Origin of the sequence: Mesorhizobium neociceri (assembly GCF_013520985.1) — a bacterium.
Classification (GTDB): domain Bacteria; phylum Pseudomonadota; class Alphaproteobacteria; order Rhizobiales; family Rhizobiaceae; genus Mesorhizobium; species Mesorhizobium neociceri.
Window position 1 is genome coordinate 309,473 of sequence record NZ_JACDTY010000005.1, and the last position, 17,918, is coordinate 327,390.

Sequence of the window (17,918 nt, forward strand, 5' to 3'; positions counted from 1 at the left end):
GCGAACGCTATGCTTGAATCATAAATGATACAAGTGTTGCATTTCACTTTGTTCGTGATACGGTTCACTTATGAGTGAGGGGGAATCGCAGGATCAGCGCTGGCTGCTCCTGATCCATCAGCTGCCAAGCAAGCCCGCCTATTTCCGGGTGAAGATTTGGCGACGGTTGCAAGGCATCGGCGCGGTCGCAGTCAAAAGCACCGTTTACGCCCTGCCTGCCAATGCCGAGATGCAGGAGGATTTCGAATGGCTTTTGAAGGAGATCGTCGCCGGCGGCGGCGAGGCCATGATGTGCGAGGCACGCCTTGTCGACGGTCTGTCGGACGCGCAGGTGCGGGCGATGTTCGACGCGGCCCGTGATGCCGACTATGCGGAGATCGCTGGGGAAGCGCGCGAGCTGGCTGCGGCGATTGGGGCCGACGCGACATCGGAAAAACACGCAGAAGCGCGACCGCAACTTGGTCGCTTGCGCAAGCGGCTCGCTGAAGTGGTGACGATCGACTTTTTCGGTGCCAGCGGCCGCCTCACCGTCGAGGGACTGATCGCCGAACTCGAAATACAGCTTACAGAGGACAAGGCCATGACCAAGGAACCGAAGAAGGCCGCCGAGCCGAGCGAGCTCAAGGGCCGAATCTGGGTCACGCGCCGGGACGTGCATGTCGACCGCATCGCCTGCAGTTGGCTGATCCGCCGCTTCATCGATGCTGACGCGATCATCCGCTTCGTGGCGGGCAAGGGATACGTGCCAAAGCACGGGGAATTGCGCTTCGACATGTTCGAAGGCGAAATCACGCATGAGGGCGATCGCTGCAGCTTCGAAGTTCTGCTTACCCGCTCCGCCATCAACGACCCGGCTCTGCAGGCCATCGCCGAGATCGTCCATGACATCGACCTCAAGGACAACAAGTTCGGCCGCGAGGAGGCGACGGGGATTGCCAGCCTGATTGCAGGCATCGCCATGGCGAACGAGAGCGACGAGCAGCGGATCGCGCAGGGCGCTCCTGTCTTCGACAACCTCTACCAATATTTCCGCAAGAAACGCGGATGACCGCAAGGACTCGAACAATGGCCAATCCGGAGCAATCCGTCTCGACGCCGCCATCACTGGCCGAAGCCCACGACCATGGCGTTTCGTTCGCGGACGCCATGGGCGTATGGGCCCGCGTTGCAATGCTCAGCTTCGGCGGCCCGGCCGGCCAGATCGCCATGATGCATCGGATCATCGTCGAGGAAAAACGCTGGATCGGCGAGACCAGGTTCCTGCATGCGCTCAACTACTGCACGCTGCTGCCCGGCCCGGAGGCACAGCAATTGGCGATCTATATCGGCTGGCTCATGCACAAGACCAGAGGTGGTCTTGTCGCGGGGATCTTGTTCGTGTTGCCCGGGGCGATCGCCATCATGGCGTTGAGCTGGATCTACGCGATCTTTGGCAATGTCGGCGCCGTTCAGGCGCTTTTCTTCGGCCTGAAGGCGGCGGTTCTGGCCATCGTGCTCGAAGCGGTCCTGCGGATCGGCAGGCGGGCGCTCAGGAACAACGTGATGGTCGGACTCGCTGCGGCCGCCTTCGTCGCTCTCTTCTTCTTCGATGCGCCGTTTCCGCTGGTCATTTTGGTCGCGGGTATAATCGGATTCGTCGGCGGGAGAGCGGGCTGGGCTTCATTCCGCTCCGGCAATGGCCACGGCAAGGTTGGTGCAAAGCAGGTCGCCGACGCTGATACGGCGCTCGGCGAAGGCGTGCCTGCACATGCCAGGCCATCCGTCGGCTGGTCACTGAAGATCGCAGCAGTGTGTTTGCTGCTCTGGTTCGTGCCGGTCCTGGCACTTCTGGTGTTCCTTGGGCAAGGCAATGTATTCACCGACATCGCGATCTTCTTTTCCAAGATGGCAATGGTCACCTTCGGCGGGGCCTATGCGGTCCTCGCCTATGTCGCGCAGCAGGGCGTGGATCACTATGGGTGGCTCAAGCCGGGAGAAATGCTGGACGGCCTCGGTATGGCCGAGACCACGCCTGGCCCGCTGATCATGGTCACCCAGTTCGTCGGCTTCATGGGGGCATACCGGGCGCCGGGTTTGCTCAATCCGCTGGTCGCCGGAACACTCGGTGGTCTGCTCACCACGTGGGTAACCTTCGTCCCCTGCTTCCTGTGGATATTCCTCGGCGCGCCGTTCATGGAAACGATGCGCAGCAACAAGGCCTTGTCCGCCGCGCTCTCGACCATCACGGCAGCGGTGGTCGGCGTGATACTGAATCTCGCGGTGTGGTTCGCGCTTCATGTCCTGTTTCGCGATTTGCATGAGATCAGCTTGCTGGGCATGAGGCTCGACGTGCCAGTCCTCAGGTCCATCAACATTCCGTCTCTCGTGCTGACCCTCGGCGCGATGCTTGCGGTATTCCGTTTCAAGATCGGCGTGATCCCGGTGCTAGCGGCATGTTCGATCCTGGGCGTGCTTTTCGGCGTCGCGATGGGCTCGATCTAGGCCGATCGTTCTGCTCGGATGCGAGCATCGCAGTCTATTTCGTGTTGGGGCCCCTCTGATGGGCAAGTAGGAGGCGAGGTATCATGGGCACGAGGCGAGTGGCTGTGGTCTGGCGCGGTAACCGGGAGGCGCGTCGCACGGCGACACCGCAGAACAACCGGTTTCATCGCGCGTTCGAGGAGCTCGCGACGATCGGTGTTCACGCCGAACCGGCCGTTTATGACGAAGAGTTTGCGGAGGAGGTTCGGACCCAGCTCTTGGCGATGGACGGCGTGCTGGTTTGGGTCGATCCCTTGCACGAGGGAAAAACCCGTGCGGTGCTCGACCCGCTGCTGCGCGACGTGGCGGCACGCGGCCCCTGGGTGAGTGCCCATCCAGACGTGATCCTGAAAATGGGCGTGAAGGAAGTTCTGCACCGTACGAAGCATCTCGGATGGGGAACCGACACGCACCTCTACGGCTCCGCCGAGGCGTTTCGGGAGGCGTTTCCGGAGCGGCTTCGAACGGCCGGTCCGCGGGTGCTGAAGCAGAACCGCGGCAACGGCGGCCAGGGAGTATGGAAGGTCGAGCTGATCGGTTCGCTTCCTGGCGGAGAGCCGGCGGTTCGGGTACTGCATGCGCGACGCGGCAGTATGCCGGAAGAAATCGCACTGCCGGATTTCATAGCGCGCTGCGAGGTGTATTTGACGTCCGATGGCTGCATCGTGGATCAGCCATTCCAACCGCGTTTACCCGACGGGATGATCCGCTGCTACATGGGCGCCGACAAGGTGGTCGGCTTTGGCCACCAGTTCATCAAGGCCCTAATCCCACCACCTCCTGAAGGACCGGATTCCGAGGCGGCGCAACCAGGGGCCGCGGATAATGCATCCCGCCACGGCCGAACCGTTTCAGGCGCTGCGGACCAATGTGGAAACCAAGTGGACGCCGCAAATGATGGCTCTGCTTGGCATCGACGCCAAGTCGCTGCCGATCATTTGGGATGCCGATTTTCTCTACGGACCACGGACTGTGTTAGGTGAAGACACGTATCTGCTTTGTGAGATCAACGTCAGCTCAGTCTTCGCCATCCCCGATCAGGCGCCGGCCGAAATCGCTCGACTCGTTGCCATGCGATTGTGAATTGACGATAATTGGCGGTCCGAGTGTGGCTCTGGCCGTACGCGGCTCGGCGGTCAGTCCGATGCTCGCCGGCTCGCTGCTTGCCGTTTCCAGTTTCGGTTGGCCGCAAGATTCGGCCGCCGGAGGAGCGTCAGTAGCGCGACTGGTCCAATTTGCGCCTTCATCACGAGGGCACCGCCGCGACCAAACCTATTGTGACGGGACAGTGGACGGCAAGAGCTGGGAGGTTTCCCGGAGCGACAACCTCATCGACGAGGCTCTTGACTCGCTGCCTCCGATTGGTATTGATACGTATAAGTGATACGTATAAGGAACCTTATGAAAAGCTCGCGAGCCACACAGAAGGACGTTGCGCGCCTCGCGGGTGTGTCGCAGGCGAGCGTGTCCATGGTGATGAGCGGCGGCGGCTCACCGGCCATATCGTCGGAGACCTGGGAGCGGATCACCAAGGCGGCGGCGGAGCTGGGTTATACGCCGAACCGGTTTGCGCAGGCGCTCAAGACCAATCGCACCATGACCATCGCCTGCGTCGTGCCCGACATCACCAACCCGTTCTATCCGGCGCTGATGCGCGGCATCCAGTCGGTGGCCGAAAACCTCAGCTATGATGTGATCGCGGTCAGCACCGACGGGTCGGCCGAGCGCGAGCGGCATTTTCTCGACTGGTCGCGGCAGGGGCGGGTCGACGGCGTGATCGGCGTGTTCTTCACCTTGCGGGCCAGCGACTTCAAGCCGTTGCTCGATGCCGGCGTGCCGGTGGTGCGCATCGAGTCGAGCAAGAAGCGCGGCGGCGACATCGCCATCGACGACATCTTTGTCGACAGCTACGCCGCCGCCTTTTCGGTGACGCAGTTTCTTATCGGCCGCGGCCACAAGCGCATCGCCATGGTGGCCGGCCGCGGTGGTCCCCAGGGCGTGCGGGTCGAAGGCTACCGCACGGCGCTGACTGAAGCCGGCGGCACGCCCTACATCGTCGTCGATGAGGAGTTCAGCGAAACCGGCGGCGCCCGGGCCGCCGAGGCGGTGCTGGCCAGCGGCTATGCGCCGACGGCGATCTTCGCCGCCAACGATTTGATGGCCATCGGCGTGATGCAGGCGCTGCGCGATCGCGGCATCGCCATTCCCGGCAGCATTGCGGTTGCCGGCTTCGACGACATTTCGGCGGCACGGCTGGTGACGCCATCGCTGACCACCGTGGCCCAGTTCCAGGGCGACATGGGGGTCAAGGCTGCACAGATCCTGATGGAGCGCCTGCGCGGCGCCTCACCGGGCGCGGGAACCGCGCTCGAAATGCCCTACAGCCTGATCGAACGCGGTTCGACCTGACTGCCATAAGAAACGATATCGGAGGAGAACATCATGCAACGCCGTACATTGCTCAAGACCGGCCTCGGGCTTGCCGCCCTGCCGCTGCTGCCGCGCCTTTCCTTTGCCGACGACAAGAAGCCGGTCGGCTTCTGGTATGAATCCGCCTCGCCGGAAAACCAGGACAGCCTCAAGACCATTCTGATCGACCCGTTCAATGCGGCGCATCCAGAGGACGATCTGTCGATCGACTTCCGTGGCACCGATCTCGACAAGCAATTGCGCATCGCCATGCTGTCGGGCAGCGGCCCGGACGTCGTCTTCACCGCCGGCCCGAGCTATGTCGCGTCGATGGCGCAGGCCGGCCAGTTGCTGCCGCTCGACGATTACGCCGCCAAGCTCGGCTGGAACGACCGGCTGCTGCCGCTGTTCACGGAACTGGGCAAATATGAGGGCAAGCTCTACGCGCTGGCCAAGACCTATGAGACGCTCGGCCTGTTCTACAACAAGACGCTGTTCGACAAGAACAGCTGGAAGGCGCCCACCACCATCGCCGAACTCGAGGCGCTGGCCGACGAGATGAAGGCCAAGGGTCTGGTTCCGTTCGGCGCCGGCAACGCCGACTGGCGGCCCGCCAACGAACACCATGTCTCGATCGTGCTCAATTCGGTGGCTGGTCCGGAAAATGTCTACAAGGCGCTGACCGGCGCCATTCCATGGACCGACCCGTCCATCCAGGCAGCCATCGATAAGCTCGATGAGTGGTGGCAGAAGGGTTATTTCGGCCCCAACTATTTCTCGCTGACGCTGGAGCAGGCCTTCGCCCAGGTGGCGACAGGTCAGGCCGGCATGGCGCCAAGCGGCACCTGGAGTTTTACCAACGTCCCGACCTATTTCCCGCCCAACAATGCCGAGCCGGCCTTCGTCGGCTTCCCCAGCACGAGCGGCCCGCCGGTCTATGCGCTCGGTATCGGCTCGACGCTCTCGGTCAATGCGAAATCCGAAAATCCAGACGGAGCGGCAGCGGTGCTCGACTATATCTTCAGCGACACATTCTACGGCGCCATGAACTCGGCCTGGCAGGGCGAGTGGAACCTGCCTTTGAAGGACCTGTCGGGGGCGAAGCTCTCCGACAAGGTGCTGCCGCTCTACACCGAGACGATGAAGAACCTGTCGACGGCCGTCGGCGCCGGCCAGTACGGCTACACGACATGGACTTTCCTGCCGCCTGCCACCGATACCTATCTGGTCAGTGGCATGGAAGAAGTCTGGCTGAAGAAGATCAGCTCGAAGGACTACCTCAAGAAGTTCGACGAGACCTTCCAGCAGGAAAAGGCGGCCGGCAAGGTGCCGGCGGTGCCAAAGCGGGCCTGAGGCGGCCAACCGCGAACCATCTGAACCAGCGACGGAGCGGCGCCTGACCGGCGCTAAATCAAAATAGATAGAGCATGATGTCGTCCGAAAACCGCTTCACACTTTTCGGCATCATGCTCTGAAATCCAGGGCAACTGTCCATGCACCGGCTCTACCTCGTCCCGACGCTGATCATCAATTTTGTCATCGTGCTGGTTCCGGCACTGCTGACGGTCGTCCTGGCGTTCTGCAACTGGGACGGCATTTCGACTCCGACTTTTTCCGGGCTGGACAATTTCCGGGCGCTGCTGGCCGACAGCGTGTTCTGGTCGGCATTGACCAACAACATCATCTGGACCGGCATCTTCCTCGTCGTGCCGATCGCCATGGGGCTGCTGGCGGCGTCGATGCTGCTGATCGTGCGGCGCGGCAGCAATTTCTTCCAGGTCGTCTACTTCCTGCCGGTCGTCATCGCCACGGTCATCACCGCGCGTGTCTGGCAAGGCATGATCTACAGCCCCGTCACCGGCGTGTTCGGCATGCTGGACCGCATGGGTCTGCCGGTGGCCAATCCGCTGGCGCAGCCATCGACCGCGCTGTTCGGCGTGGCGACCGTCGACCTCTGGCACTGGTGGGGCTTTCTCTGCGTCATCTTCTTTGCCGCCCTTCGGCAGGTGCCGCAGGAGCAGATCGAGGCAGCACGCATCGAGGGTGCCAGCTACGGCCAAATGATGCGCTACGTGCTGCTGCCGGCGATCCGGCCGACCATCATGCTGATGATGATCATGACGGTAATCTGGAGCTTTCTCGCCTTCGACTTCGTCTACATCCTGACCCAGGGCGGGCCGGCGTTTTCGAGTGAGGTGCTGTCGACGCTGGCCTATCGCCACGCCTTCTACGACCTCAATGTCGGCCAGGCGGCGGCGGCGGCGCTGGTGATCAGCCTGTTCGGTCTGGTCGGCACGTTCTTCTATGTCCGCCTGCAGACGCAGGAGGGCGAACAATGAGAATGGTCGAGAGCCGGGCGACGCTCACCGTCTCCTATATCGTGCTCGGCATCGGTGCCTTCATCGCGCTGTTTCCGATTGCGCTGCTGGTGCTCAATGCACTGAAGCCCGCGGCGCAGATCGTGCAGAGCCCGCTGTCGCTGCCGAACCCGATCCGCTGGGAGAATTTCACCAACGCCTGGACGCACGCCAAGTTTTCGAAAACCTTCGTCAATTCGCTGCTGCTGTCGGGCACCACGATCGTCCTCGTCTGCACGACATGCTCGCTGTCTGCCTATGTGCTGGCGCGCAAGAAAGTCGCGTCATGGAAGATCTGGACGTTCTACCTCTTGGCGACGACCACGGCGCCGATCCAGCTCTACATTTTCCCGCTCTATTTCGGCTTCGCCAAGCTCGGGCTGATCAACAATGTCTTCGGCGTCGCGCTGATCTATACCGCGCTCTACAGCCCCTTCGCAGTGATGCTGCTCAGGACCTATTTCATCGCCGTGCCGAAGGAGCTCGAGGAAGCCGCGCTGATCGACGGCGCCACGTCCTGGCAGGTGTTTTCCAAGGTGATGCTGCCGATCGTGTCGCCCGGGATTCTCACGGTGGCGCTGATCATCGGTCTCAACTCCTGGAACGAATTCCTGATCGCGACGACCTTCCTGCAGAAGGCCGACAAGGTCACCGCCGTGATCGGCTTCTATTTGCTCAGCGGGCAATACAGTTCCGACTGGGGTGAGATCATGGCCGCCGCGCTGATCATCGTGGTGCCGGTGGTGGTGCTGTTCGTCGCCATGCAGAAGCGGTTCATCGAAGGCATGGCGGGCGGCTCGGTCAAAGGCTGAGACCCGAGCCGAAATTTTTCGAGTATCTGGAGCAGAATATGCAGTTACCCAATGACTATCTGGAACGGGTCTATGCCGGCGTGCTTGGCAAGCTGGTGGGCGTCTATCTCGGCCGGCCGTTCGAGGGCTGGACCTACCGGAAGATCATGAAAGAGCTCGGGCCGATCGACTATTACGTGCATGAGCGGCTGAAGCAGCCGCTGGTGGTGACAGATGACGATGTCGCCGGCACCTTCACCTTCATCCGCGCGCTCGAGGATTACGGCATATCGCCCGACCTGTCGGCCGAAGCCATCGGCAAGGCCTGGCTCAACTACATCGTCGAGGAGCGTTCGATCCTGTGGTGGGGCGGCTCGGGCAACTCGACCGAGCATACCGCCTGGCTCAACCTCAAGAAGGGCATTCCCGGACCGCATTCGGGGTCGATCGCCACCAACGGCGCGACGGTCGCCGAGCAGATCGGCGCGCAGATCTTCATCGACGGCTGGGCGATGGTGGCGCCGGGGCAACCGCAATTGGCGGCCAGGCTTGCCGAGCAGGCCGGCAAGGTCTCGCATGACGGCGAATCCGTCTATGCGGCGATGCTGTGGGCGGCGATGGAGGCCGAGGCCTTCGTGTCCAGCGACATTGACCACCTCATCGATACCGGCCTGTCGGTCATCCCGCGCGACAGCCTGATCGCAAAGCTCATCGCCGACATCAGAGGCTGGGTGAAACAACATCCCGACTGGCACGACACGCGCCAGAAGATTGAGGACAAATACGGCTACGACAAATATCCCGGCAACTGCCATGTCGTGCCCAACCATGCGCTGATGGTGATGGCGGTGCTCTATGCGCCAGACGATTTCCAGAAGGCGCAGATGATCGTCAACACGTCCGGCTGGGACACCGACTGCAATGCTGGTAATGTCGGCTGCCTGCTCGCTCTGATGCTCGGCCTCGACGGCATCGAGGCCGGTCCGGACTGGCGCGGGCCGATCGCCGACCGGCTGCTGATCTCCTCGGCCGATGGCGGCAACTCGATCAACGATGCCGTGCGCACGGCCTATTACATCGCCAATCTCGGCATGACGCTCGCCGGCGGCAACCCGCTCGATGCGCCCAAGGGTGGCGCCCAGTTCCACTTCTCGCTATCGGGCAGCCAGCAGGGCTTTCGGCCGGTCGAAGGTCACGGCTCTGCGATTGGCGTTCGCGTCGGCAACATCGAATTCGAGAACGCGCGTGCGCTGACCATAAATTATGAAGCGCTGGCGCCTGGCCTCAGCGCCACGGTGACGACGCCGACATTTTCGCCGCGCGAGGTGCTGTCGATGCGCACCTACGATCTGATGGCGACGCCGCTGGTTTATCCCGGGCAAGTGGTCAAGGCGCGCGTCGTCGCCGATCGCCACAGCAAGGGCGCCGTGTCGGTGCGGCTGCGCATCCGCGCCTATGATGGCGAGGACCATCTGCGCGACATCGATGGCGATGCGGTCACCTTGAAGGCAGGCGACGAGCGCGTCCTGTCATGGCGCCTGCCGGATCTGGACGGTCAGCCGATCGCCGAGATCGGCATCGTTCTCACCAGCGAGGGCAAGCGTGCCGACGGCCGTGTGCTGCTCGACTATCTCAGATGGGATGGGGCGCCGGAACTCACGCTGCACCGTCCCGCCGGCGAAAGCGATTTCTGGCGCATGGCCTGGGTCAATGGCGTCAGCTTCTTTTCCAAGCGCTATCCGCCGAGCTTCCGCATCTCGCAAAGCCGCGACGAAGGCATCGTCATTCACGGCACGCGGCAATGGACCGACTACAAGGTGTCCGGCGACGTCGTCATTCACCTAGGCAATTATGGCGGCGTCTGCGCGCGCGTTCAGGGCCTGCGGCGCTACTACGCCGTGCGCGCCACCCGCGACGGCAAGCTGCAGATCGTGCGCACACGGGATACCGAGACGGTCGTTCTGGCGGAGACGGCATACGACCTCGTCTTCGAAAAGGCGATCCCGGTGACGCTGACCCTCAAGGGCAGCCGGATCAAGGCGCTGTTCGATGGTGTGGCGCTCGAGGCGGACGATACGACCGCCGAAGCGTTGAAAGATGGTGGCATCGGACTGCTCATCGCTGAAGGCGCCCTGTCGACCGACAGGCTGCATGTGAGCGGGACCTGAACCTCCCGCGACCTCAATCCCAGGAAAAATCCCGATGGCTTCAGTCGAAATCGCCAATGTGCTGAAATCCTACGCCGGGCACGCAGTGCTGCACGGCGTCTCGGTCACGATTCCAGACGGCCAGTTCGTCGTGCTGGTCGGGCCTTCCGGCTGCGGCAAGTCAACGCTGCTGCGCATGATCGCCGGGCTGGAGGACATTTCCGGCGGCACGATCAGCATCGGCGACAAGGTCGTCAACGATTTGCCGCCGAAGAGGCGCGACATCTCCATGGTGTTCCAGAACTATGCGCTCTACCCGCATATGACGGTTGCCGAAAACATGGCGTTCTCGATGACGCTCGCCAAAGCGCCGAAGGCCGAGAAAGCCGAACGTGTCGCCAAGGCGGCGGAAATCCTCGGCTTGACGCCGCTGCTCGATCGCTATCCCAGGCAATTGTCGGGCGGCCAGCGGCAGCGTGTCGCCATGGGTCGTTCAATCGTGCGCAACCCGCAGGTGTTCCTGTTTGACGAACCGCTGTCGAACCTCGACGCCAAATTGCGCGTGGCGATGCGCGCCGAGATCAAGGCGCTGCATCAGCGCCTGCGCACCACCACGGTCTATGTCACGCACGACTAGGTCGAAGCCATGACCATGGCCGACCAGATCGTCGTGCTGAATGACGGACGAGTGGAGCAGATCGGCAGCCCGCTCGAGCTTTATGATCATCCGGCCAATCTGTTCGTCGCGACCTTCATCGGCTCGCCGTCGATGAACATTATTGACGGCGTTGTCGCGCGACATGACGGCGCGCCGGCGGTGCGAACGCGCGACGGCACACTCTTGCCGGTCAGCCCGGGGTTCAGCGCAGCCGAGGGAAAGCAGGTGCGCTACGGGTTCCGGCCTGAACATCTCAGCATATCTGCCTCCGGCAAGGGCATTGCCGCATCGGTCGACGTGGTCGAGCCGACGGGCTCCGAAACGCAGGTCCATCTGACGATTGCCGGCGTGCCGGCGGTCGCCGTGTTCCGCGAAAGGATCAGCGCCGGCCCCGGAGATACGCTTTACGTCGAACCCGATACCGCCAAGCTGAACCTGTTCGACGCCGAGACAGGACGGGCGCTGGAACGGTGATTTTGAGGCTGTCGGCGGATCGGTGACGGCAAAAGCACGGTCGGCCATCGAACACTCGCGCACAAGGTACTGCTCAGAAAGCGCACCAGTTGTTCGGCAAAATGAATGTGGTCTAATATCGCCGCGATGGGGGACGCGGGGGAACGCCTTTGACGACGGTGGTGTTGGTCGTACCGGACGAAGATCCGAAGACGAAGCAGGATTTTCATCGCATCGCGGAGGCAATCACGTCAGAGGGAATTTCTGCTCGCCTTGTCCGTCACAGACTAGCGGAGCAGATTCCGCTTTTGCCCCTTTGGCTTTCTCAATCCATGTCCATCGCCATGGTTCGGCGGACCGACCGCAAGTTGCTCCCAGGTAAGTTCTTTTCCGGTGTCAAAGGCAGCAAAATAGACGAGTACCGGACGCTTTCCGCCGCCGGTGTATCGGTGCCACGGTGGGAAGAATTGCGGCCGGATACCAAGCTCGACCCGGCCGAATGGGGACCTTACGTTGTCGAAAAGCCGTCCATCGGACGGGCCGGCGCCAATGTCAGGGTCAGGAAGATCGGGCGGGTGAAGTTTGCCGATCGCTCTTCATTCCCGCCGAACCATCTCGGCCGGCGCGGACCGATGATTATTCAGAAGTTCGTCTACACCGGCGAATGGCCAGTCAGTTATCGGGTGGTCACGGTCTTCGGCGAAGTCGTCCTTTGCTATCGGCAAACCACGCAACGCGGTGAACCGCTAAGGGCGAGATGGGACTTCGGCAAGGGCGGCACGGCCATAGTCTCCAACACGCGAACTATGGAAGTCGTGTTGGACGCCAATCCAGAGATGATGGAAACTGCGAAGTCAGCCCACCGTTCCGCTTTTCCCGATGTCCCGCTGCTGAACTTCGACATGGCCAAGGACATCGAAACGGGTGAGATTGGCATATTCGAATGTCATCCGTGCTTTCCCTACTGGCCGTTCTCGAGCCAAATCCACGCTTCGATCCAGAAGGCGAACGGGATCAGCTACGAGAGCCAGTTCGACATCATGGCAACCATCGGCCGGGCCATAGCCAAGAAGGCGGTTGAAACGTTTCCGTGACGAGGACGTGGAAGGGACATGACATGGTGGATTCTGAGCGGATCGACAAGTTGATCAAAGGGGTGCCTCCCGCCTTGGCGCTTCGTGCCGGGCTGGACCTTGGCATCTTCACCCGGCTCGGTGGCGACGCGATGACCGCTGACAGCCTCGGTGTCGCGCTCAAAGTCGACCCCGATCGTCTGTCGCGGCTGCTCTACGCGCTGGCCAGCATCGGTCTCCTCGACGTCGAGGATGGTCAATTTCGCAACGGCGCCGAAGCGGCGGCCTTCCTCGATGCGTCCAAGCCGGCCTATCGCGGCGGCGATCATGCGCTGTTGCGCGAGCTCTGGGGAGCCGACCTGTTGACCGCGGAGTCGCTGCGACAGAACCGGCCGGCGGCGCTGCACGACTTTTCCGAAGCGGGGCCTGAGTCCGCGGCGGCCTTCAGCCGTATGCTCGCACCGGGCGGGGTGACTTTCGGCCGAAATCTGGCCCGCGAGCTGGACCTCTCGGCGACCGGTTCGGTGATCGACATCGGCGGCGGCGCCGGGACCATTCTCGTCGGACTTCGCGAGCGGTGGCCGCATATCGCGGCGACGCTGATGGAACTCCCAACGGTCGCAGCGGTCGCGCCAGCCATCCTGTCGGAATACGGTGCCGACGACGTGGTTGTCGAAGAGGGCGACATAACTGTCGCGCCGTCGATCGGTCGGTATGATCTGGCGATCATGAAGGCCGTCGTCCAGGTCCTTCCGCCGGACCAGGCGCGCAGTTCGATCCTGAACGCGGCGCGTTGTCTGACACAAGGAGGCGAGATCGCAATTGCGGGGTGGGGGTCGTCGATGACGACCGCCTCGGCCCGCCTGACGGTGTGTTTCTCAATCTCACCTTCCTGAACCTCTATCGCGCAGGCGAATCGTACACGGAAGGTCAGTATCGGGCGTGGATGGCCGAGGCTGGATTCAGGGATATCTCCAGGTCGCGCCTGACGGACGGCTGCACGCTGTTTCGTGCGCGCCTCGCGGGCTGATCGTGGCGGAATGGCGGGTTTCAGGCGGTGGGTTTGTCTGAGGCCACCTGTTGCCTTGGCTATCAGAGCCAGCCCTGGATGGATTGCACCAGGGTCCTGAGGCGGCGTGAGCCGATTTTTCCCCTTACCGGGCAACGCGGGGTGTCTGCAGTCTTCTTTACTATGAGCTGTTTGGTGCGCGAGATCTCTTGAAACTCTTGCGCGTAGGCGACCAGGAAGCCATCAACGGCGGAAGTGGGACGCTCCCAATTTGCCTTGTCGTCCTTGTAGTCGGTGTAATCGTCCCAAATGAGCATGCCGCCGAAGTTGAGCATCCCCCATGCCAGGACGCTATCCATCAAGACGCTTTCGCGCTCATGGCAGCCATCGATATAAACCAGGTCAAATTCCGCCCCTGCCTGGCGTAGCCTGATCAACGCAGGCAGTGAGAAGTCTCGAATCTTCGTCACCCTATCGGCGTAGGGCCTCAGATTCCTGTCGAACCTTTTCTCCCGTTTGTGGAAGGGATCGACGCAGGTGATGACGGCCTTTCGCAAATAGCTGGCAAGAAGAGCGCGGAGCGGCCTTCCATGGAGCCAATTTCCAGAATCGAAAGGGGTGTGTCGCGCAGCGGTTCAAGAATGGGCATCCATGTCGGGAGCTTGTTCGTCACGTAGTCGCGCTCGGCAAACGAACCTGAGGCGTTGATGCTTTGCCAATCAAAATCCATTCGATCAGACGCCCCTTCAGTGTACCCTTGATTGTCGTTCCGGCTGTGCTTTGATCTTGGATACTGGCGGCGCAACGGTACCATCATTCTCGCCAATCTTGGTCCTGTTTCATGACCAGAGCCGGACATATCTACCGGTCATCGCCACGTGACAAATGACCGAGGAGACAATTCCGATGAAGGCAATCGTAGTAACGGACCAGGCCGCGGGAACGGCCGGGATGAAGCTAGTGGAACGCCCCGAGCCACAGGCGGCTATAAACGACGTCGTGGTTCAGGTTCATGCCTCGGGTTTCGTCCCGACTGAACTGACATGGCCCTCGACCTGGACTGATCGCGTCGATCGTGACCGAACGCCATCGATCCCCGGGCACGAGCTGGCCGGAGTGGTCACCGCTCTCGGCTACGGCACGACGGGACTGTCGGTGGGCCAGCGGGTGTTCGGTCTCACCGATTGGTATCGCGACGGCACCCTGGCGGAGTATGTGGCCGTCGAGGCCCGTAACCTCGCGCCACTGCCGGGCGACGTCGACTTCACTGTAGGCGCCAGTTTGCCGATCTCGGGCCTGACTGCGTGGCAGGGTCTGTTCGACCACGGCCGCCTTCGGGCCGGACGGAGCGTCCTTGCGCACGGTGCGGCCGGCGCAGTCGGATCGATGGTGACACAACTCGCACGCGAGGCCGGCGCCTACGTCATCGGCACCGGACGCTCTGCCGACCGTCAGAAGGCGCTCGACTTCGGCGCGAACGAGTTCGTCGACCTCGAGAACGACGCGCTGGAAGACGTCGGCGGCGTCGATCTGGTGTTCGATGTCATCGGCGGCGACATCCAGAAGCGGTCCGCGAGCCTGATACGAGCAGGAGGAACACTGGTCACCGTCGTCGGGCCGCCCGATGCACTGCCCGCCAATGGCCTGGCGATCGACTTCGTTGTCGAGTCCGATCGTGCTCAACTGGGTGAGATCGTCCGACGGGTACGGGACGGACGGCTGCGGACGAACATCGGCACCATCTCGACCCTCGACGATGCCGTTTCCGCCTTCAACCCGACCGTGCGACGCTCGGGCAAGACGATCATCCGCGTTCGTCCGTGAGCGACACGCGCCTATCGATGCACGCAGCCGGCCGGCGCTATCCGGATCGGCCGGATGCCGCAGGCGATCGACGGGCGCGAAGGACCGTATCTGAATCTATGATCCCTTCACGATTCTCGGTTTGGTCGGTCGTCGGGATTGAGCGGCGCTCTCGAGGGCCAAGGCCAGCCGTTTTTCGTCTTCGATGGCACGATCGACTGCCTCGATTTCCTCTTGGAGCGCCTTCAGCTCGGCTCCGTAACTGGAGCCGTCGCTGTCCCCGATCTGAAAGCCACTTGCCCGCATTGCGTCGCGAGTATGGTGCACGTTGCGGACTCCTTCGCGTCGAGTCGCGACCAGGATCTCTCTGAACTCATCAAGACGTTCAACGTGATTGCGAGTCATTGCGTTCTCCTATTTCGTCGTCATTCGTCGCCGACGGCCACTCAGAATGGCAGAACCTTGCGGCGCAGAAGGTCTAAGTGACTACAGGAGATACTCTCGACAAAGCATGAGTACGGAAGCTCAAATTTGAACGTCTTGCAATAACGTGGAGCGCGGCAGGCGGAAATTGGCTTGGGATGCGACCAATCACTGTCTGGACGCAAGACTCTTCGACCGAGCACGTCTGCTGCTCGGCGTCCGATCCGCTTATCGCTGTTTCGTAAGTGATGTTGGCGCTCACAAATGGCTCGGCTCGAAACATTTCTGAACTCTCGAAAGTTACCGGCATCCATCGCTCTGACCTCAGCAAGGCATTGCCACTAGCCTTCCTGTCTCCGGCGATCGTGGATGACATCTTGGCGGGCAATCAACCTGTGAGCCTAACCGCTCGGCGGCTCGCTCGGCTCGCCGATCTGCCGGTTGATTGGAACCAGCAGCAGTCCCTTCTGGGCTTTTAGTCACCCCAGGTCCGCTCTGCTTTACGTCGCACCGGGACACATAAGCGATCTCTCTGCATCGACTGCAAAAACAATAGGGCACGCAAAGCCGGTCAGAGAGACAGGCGTTCAAAACTCGGCGGGATACAGAGACGGATTCTGCCACTCAGCCCGACTGTCCGGAGGAGGCTGCGGGTAACTCTCGGATAAGTCGTCCGAATTTCGAGCCAGCCGACATAGGCTATGTCTAGGCTGACTGAGTGGTGATCCCGACAGGAATCGAACCTGTGACCTACAGATTAGGAATCTGCCGCTCTATCCTACTGAGCTACGGGACCACGCGGCCCGACACATAGCCGCTTCGAATCGTTTCGCCAAGAGGCTCGCCGAAGGCAATCAAGAGGCCGGCCGAACGCAAATCGGCCGGCCCGTTGGCCTCAGGGGTCAGGCGGCGAGCGCCGTTTCGGCCAGTTTCACCCAATAGCTCATGCCGTGCGGAATGACTTCGTCGTTGAAGTCGTAGGCGGGGTGGTGGAGGCCGGCGGTCTCGCCATTGCCGATGAAGATGAAGGCGCCGGGGCGGGCTTCCAGCATGTAGGAGAAATCCTCGCCGCCCATCACCGGCTGGATGGCGCGGTGGACCTGGGTGTCGCCGGCGACACTGGCCGCGACATCGCTGGCAAACACCGTTTCTTCCGGATTGTTGAAGGTCACGGGGTAGTTGGCGTCATAGTCGACAGTGATCGTCGCGCCGAAAGCGGTGGCAATACCGTCGCAAATGGCGCGGATGCGCTCCTCCGACTTCTTGGCGATTTCCTTCTTCAGCGTGCGCACCGTGCCGGCGATCTCGGCGGTCTCGGGAATGACGTTGTAGGCGTCGCCGGCGTGGAATTTGGTCACCGACACCACCACCGCCTCGACCGGGTCGGTGCTGCGCGAGGCAACGGTCTGCAAAGCGCCGACGAGCTGGCTGGTGATGACGATCGGGTCGATCGTGCCGTGCGGCATCGCCGCATGGCCGCCGCGGCCCTTGACGGTGATGGTGAACTCGGCGGTCGCCGCCATGATCGGACCCGGCCGGATGGCGAACTGGCCGACCGGCAGACCCGGCATATTGTGCATGCCGAAGACCCTGGAGATGTCGAAGCGCTCCATCATGCCGTCCTTGACCATCTCATTGCCGCCGCCGCCGCCTTCTTCCGCCGGCTGGAAAATCACCGCCACCGAGCCGGCGAAATTGCGCGTCTCGGTCAGATATTTGGCGGCGCCGAGCAGCATTGCCGTGTGGCCGTCATGGCCGCAGGCGTGCATTTTGCCGGGAACCGTCGAGGCGTAGGGCTTGCCGGGGATCTCGTTGATCGGCAACGCGTCCATGTCGGCGCGCAAGCCGATGGTCGCGCCTTCGCCCTTGCGGCCATGGATGATACCGACCACGCCGGTCTTGCCGAGGCCGGTCACCACGTCGTCGCAGCCGAATTCCTTCAGCTTCTCGGTGACGAAGGCGGCGGTCTTGAAGACGTCGAAATTCAGTTCTGGCGTCTGGTGCAGATGGCGGCGCCAGCCGGCAACTTCATCCTGCATCTCGGCGGCGCGGTTGAGAATCGGCATAATGGTTCCATCTCGCTGTTGGAGCAGACGGTCTGGCCTGCTGCTTTTGCAATTGTGATTGCCAGGCACTTTGCCATCTTGGCGTCACATAGGGTAAATAGCACCGCAACGATGTGTTCCGGAAATTGAGGGCCGGATCGCACCATGCTGGCCATCGCGTAACGAAATCTTACGGAGCCAGGGGCGACTACGGCAAGAGGCGATTTCGG

14 protein-coding genes, 1 tRNA gene and 2 pseudogenes are annotated in these 17,918 nt (G+C 61.9%); 12 read left to right on the forward strand and 5 right to left on the reverse strand.

The window, feature by feature from the left end:
* Nucleotides 1–70: 70 nt before the first annotated feature.
* From H0241_RS13690 to H0241_RS13740, 11 genes and pseudogenes are all read left to right on the forward strand, one after another.
* Nucleotides 71–1,048, forward strand: a complete 978-nt coding sequence (locus H0241_RS13690; protein ID WP_181058177.1) for a chromate resistance protein ChrB domain-containing protein — start codon at nucleotides 71–73, stop codon at nucleotides 1,046–1,048.
* Between the two features lie 17 nt (nucleotides 1,049–1,065).
* Nucleotides 1,066–2,481, forward strand: coding sequence for a chromate efflux transporter (chrA, locus tag H0241_RS13695; RefSeq protein ID WP_181058179.1), 1,416 nt, complete (start codon nucleotides 1,066–1,068; stop codon nucleotides 2,479–2,481).
* 83 nt (nucleotides 2,482–2,564) lie between these two features.
* Nucleotides 2,565–3,603 (forward strand): annotated as a pseudogene (locus H0241_RS13700) (Cj0069 family protein).
* Nucleotides 3,604–3,921: 318 nt separating this feature from the next.
* A complete protein-coding gene (locus H0241_RS13705; RefSeq protein WP_181058181.1) occupies nucleotides 3,922–4,929 on the forward strand; it encodes a LacI family DNA-binding transcriptional regulator in 1,008 nt (335 codons plus the stop codon).
* Between the two features lie 33 nt (nucleotides 4,930–4,962).
* Nucleotides 4,963–6,282: an ABC transporter substrate-binding protein gene (locus tag H0241_RS13710; RefSeq protein ID WP_181058182.1), complete on the forward strand. Its 1,320-nt coding sequence runs from the start codon at nucleotides 4,963–4,965 to the stop codon at nucleotides 6,280–6,282.
* A 140-nt stretch (nucleotides 6,283–6,422) separates the two neighbouring features.
* On the forward strand, nucleotides 6,423–7,268 hold the full coding sequence (locus H0241_RS13715) for a carbohydrate ABC transporter permease (RefSeq protein ID WP_181058184.1): 846 nt from the start codon (nucleotides 6,423–6,425) through the stop codon (nucleotides 7,266–7,268).
* Nucleotides 7,265–8,098, forward strand: coding sequence for a carbohydrate ABC transporter permease (locus H0241_RS13720; RefSeq protein WP_181058186.1), 834 nt, complete (start codon nucleotides 7,265–7,267; stop codon nucleotides 8,096–8,098). Before H0241_RS13715 ends, H0241_RS13720 begins: the two co-directional genes overlap by 4 nt.
* A 38-nt stretch (nucleotides 8,099–8,136) precedes the next feature.
* Nucleotides 8,137–10,245, forward strand: a complete 2,109-nt coding sequence (locus tag H0241_RS13725; protein WP_181058188.1) for an ADP-ribosylglycohydrolase family protein — start codon at nucleotides 8,137–8,139, stop codon at nucleotides 10,243–10,245.
* Between the two features lie 34 nt (nucleotides 10,246–10,279).
* Nucleotides 10,280–11,356 (forward strand): annotated as a pseudogene (locus H0241_RS13730) (ABC transporter ATP-binding protein).
* Nucleotides 11,357–11,505: 149 nt separating this feature from the next.
* On the forward strand, nucleotides 11,506–12,429 hold the full coding sequence (locus H0241_RS13735; protein WP_181058190.1) for an ATP-grasp domain-containing protein: 924 nt from the start codon (nucleotides 11,506–11,508) through the stop codon (nucleotides 12,427–12,429).
* Nucleotides 12,430–12,452: 23 nt separating this feature from the next.
* Nucleotides 12,453–13,304 carry an acetylserotonin O-methyltransferase gene (locus tag H0241_RS13740; RefSeq protein WP_235984266.1) on the forward strand — a complete coding sequence of 284 codons (852 nt, stop codon included), beginning with the start codon at nucleotides 12,453–12,455 and terminating at the stop codon, nucleotides 13,302–13,304.
* A gap of 196 nt (nucleotides 13,305–13,500) precedes the next feature.
* On the opposite strand, the gene H0241_RS13745 is transcribed toward H0241_RS13740, so the two are convergent.
* Both H0241_RS13745 and H0241_RS13750 read right to left on the reverse strand, forming a co-directional pair.
* Complete coding sequence (locus H0241_RS13745; RefSeq protein WP_181058192.1) at nucleotides 13,501–13,974, reverse strand: class I SAM-dependent methyltransferase; 474 nt, start codon at nucleotides 13,972–13,974, stop codon at nucleotides 13,501–13,503.
* Nucleotides 13,905–14,147, reverse strand: a complete 243-nt coding sequence (locus H0241_RS13750) for a hypothetical protein (RefSeq protein WP_210284913.1) — start codon at nucleotides 14,145–14,147, stop codon at nucleotides 13,905–13,907. The genes H0241_RS13745 and H0241_RS13750 overlap by 70 nt, the downstream gene beginning before the upstream one ends.
* 176 nt (nucleotides 14,148–14,323) lie before the next feature.
* On the opposite strand from H0241_RS13750, the gene H0241_RS13755 reads away from it, so the two are divergent.
* Nucleotides 14,324–15,241 carry an NADP-dependent oxidoreductase gene (locus H0241_RS13755; RefSeq protein WP_181058194.1) on the forward strand — a complete coding sequence of 306 codons (918 nt, stop codon included), beginning with the start codon at nucleotides 14,324–14,326 and terminating at the stop codon, nucleotides 15,239–15,241.
* A 96-nt stretch (nucleotides 15,242–15,337) separates the two neighbouring features.
* On the opposite strand, the gene H0241_RS13760 is transcribed toward H0241_RS13755, so the two are convergent.
* The 3 genes from H0241_RS13760 to H0241_RS13770 all read right to left on the reverse strand — a co-directional run bounded on the left by H0241_RS13760 (nucleotide 15,338) and on the right by H0241_RS13770 (nucleotide 17,709).
* Nucleotides 15,338–15,625, reverse strand: a complete 288-nt coding sequence (locus H0241_RS13760) for a hypothetical protein (RefSeq protein WP_181058196.1) — start codon at nucleotides 15,623–15,625, stop codon at nucleotides 15,338–15,340.
* Nucleotides 15,626–16,362: 737 nt separating this feature from the next.
* Nucleotides 16,363–16,439, reverse strand: a tRNA-Arg gene (locus tag H0241_RS13765).
* 106 nt (nucleotides 16,440–16,545) lie between these two features.
* Entirely contained in the window at nucleotides 16,546–17,709 is a 1,164-nt protein-coding gene (locus H0241_RS13770; RefSeq protein WP_181058198.1) for a M20 aminoacylase family protein, read from the reverse strand.
* Nucleotides 17,710–17,918: the final 209 nt, after the last annotated feature.

Bases quoted from the DNA above. Each gene is read 5' to 3' on its own strand.
- H0241_RS13690 (WP_181058177.1), top strand. From the start codon at position 71: ATGAGTGAGGGGGAATCGCAGGATCAGCGCTGGCTGCTCCTGATCCAT.
- chrA (WP_181058179.1), top strand. From the start codon at position 1,066: ATGGCCAATCCGGAGCAATCCGTCTCGACGCCGCCATCACTGGCCGAA.
- H0241_RS13705 (WP_181058181.1), top strand. From the start codon at position 3,922: ATGAAAAGCTCGCGAGCCACACAGAAGGACGTTGCGCGCCTCGCGGGT.
- H0241_RS13710 (WP_181058182.1), top strand. From the start codon at position 4,963: ATGCAACGCCGTACATTGCTCAAGACCGGCCTCGGGCTTGCCGCCCTG.
- H0241_RS13715 (WP_181058184.1), top strand. From the start codon at position 6,423: ATGCACCGGCTCTACCTCGTCCCGACGCTGATCATCAATTTTGTCATC.
- H0241_RS13720 (WP_181058186.1), top strand. From the start codon at position 7,265: ATGAGAATGGTCGAGAGCCGGGCGACGCTCACCGTCTCCTATATCGTG.
- H0241_RS13725 (WP_181058188.1), top strand. From the start codon at position 8,137: ATGCAGTTACCCAATGACTATCTGGAACGGGTCTATGCCGGCGTGCTT.
- H0241_RS13740 (WP_235984266.1), top strand. From the start codon at position 12,453: ATGGTGGATTCTGAGCGGATCGACAAGTTGATCAAAGGGGTGCCTCCC.
- H0241_RS13750 (WP_210284913.1), bottom strand. From the start codon at position 14,147: ATGGATTTTGATTGGCAAAGCATCAACGCCTCAGGTTCGTTTGCCGAG.
- H0241_RS13755 (WP_181058194.1), top strand. From the start codon at position 14,324: ATGAAGGCAATCGTAGTAACGGACCAGGCCGCGGGAACGGCCGGGATG.
- H0241_RS13760 (WP_181058196.1), bottom strand. From the start codon at position 15,625: ATGACTCGCAATCACGTTGAACGTCTTGATGAGTTCAGAGAGATCCTG.
- H0241_RS13770 (WP_181058198.1), bottom strand. From the start codon at position 17,709: ATGCCGATTCTCAACCGCGCCGCCGAGATGCAGGATGAAGTTGCCGGC.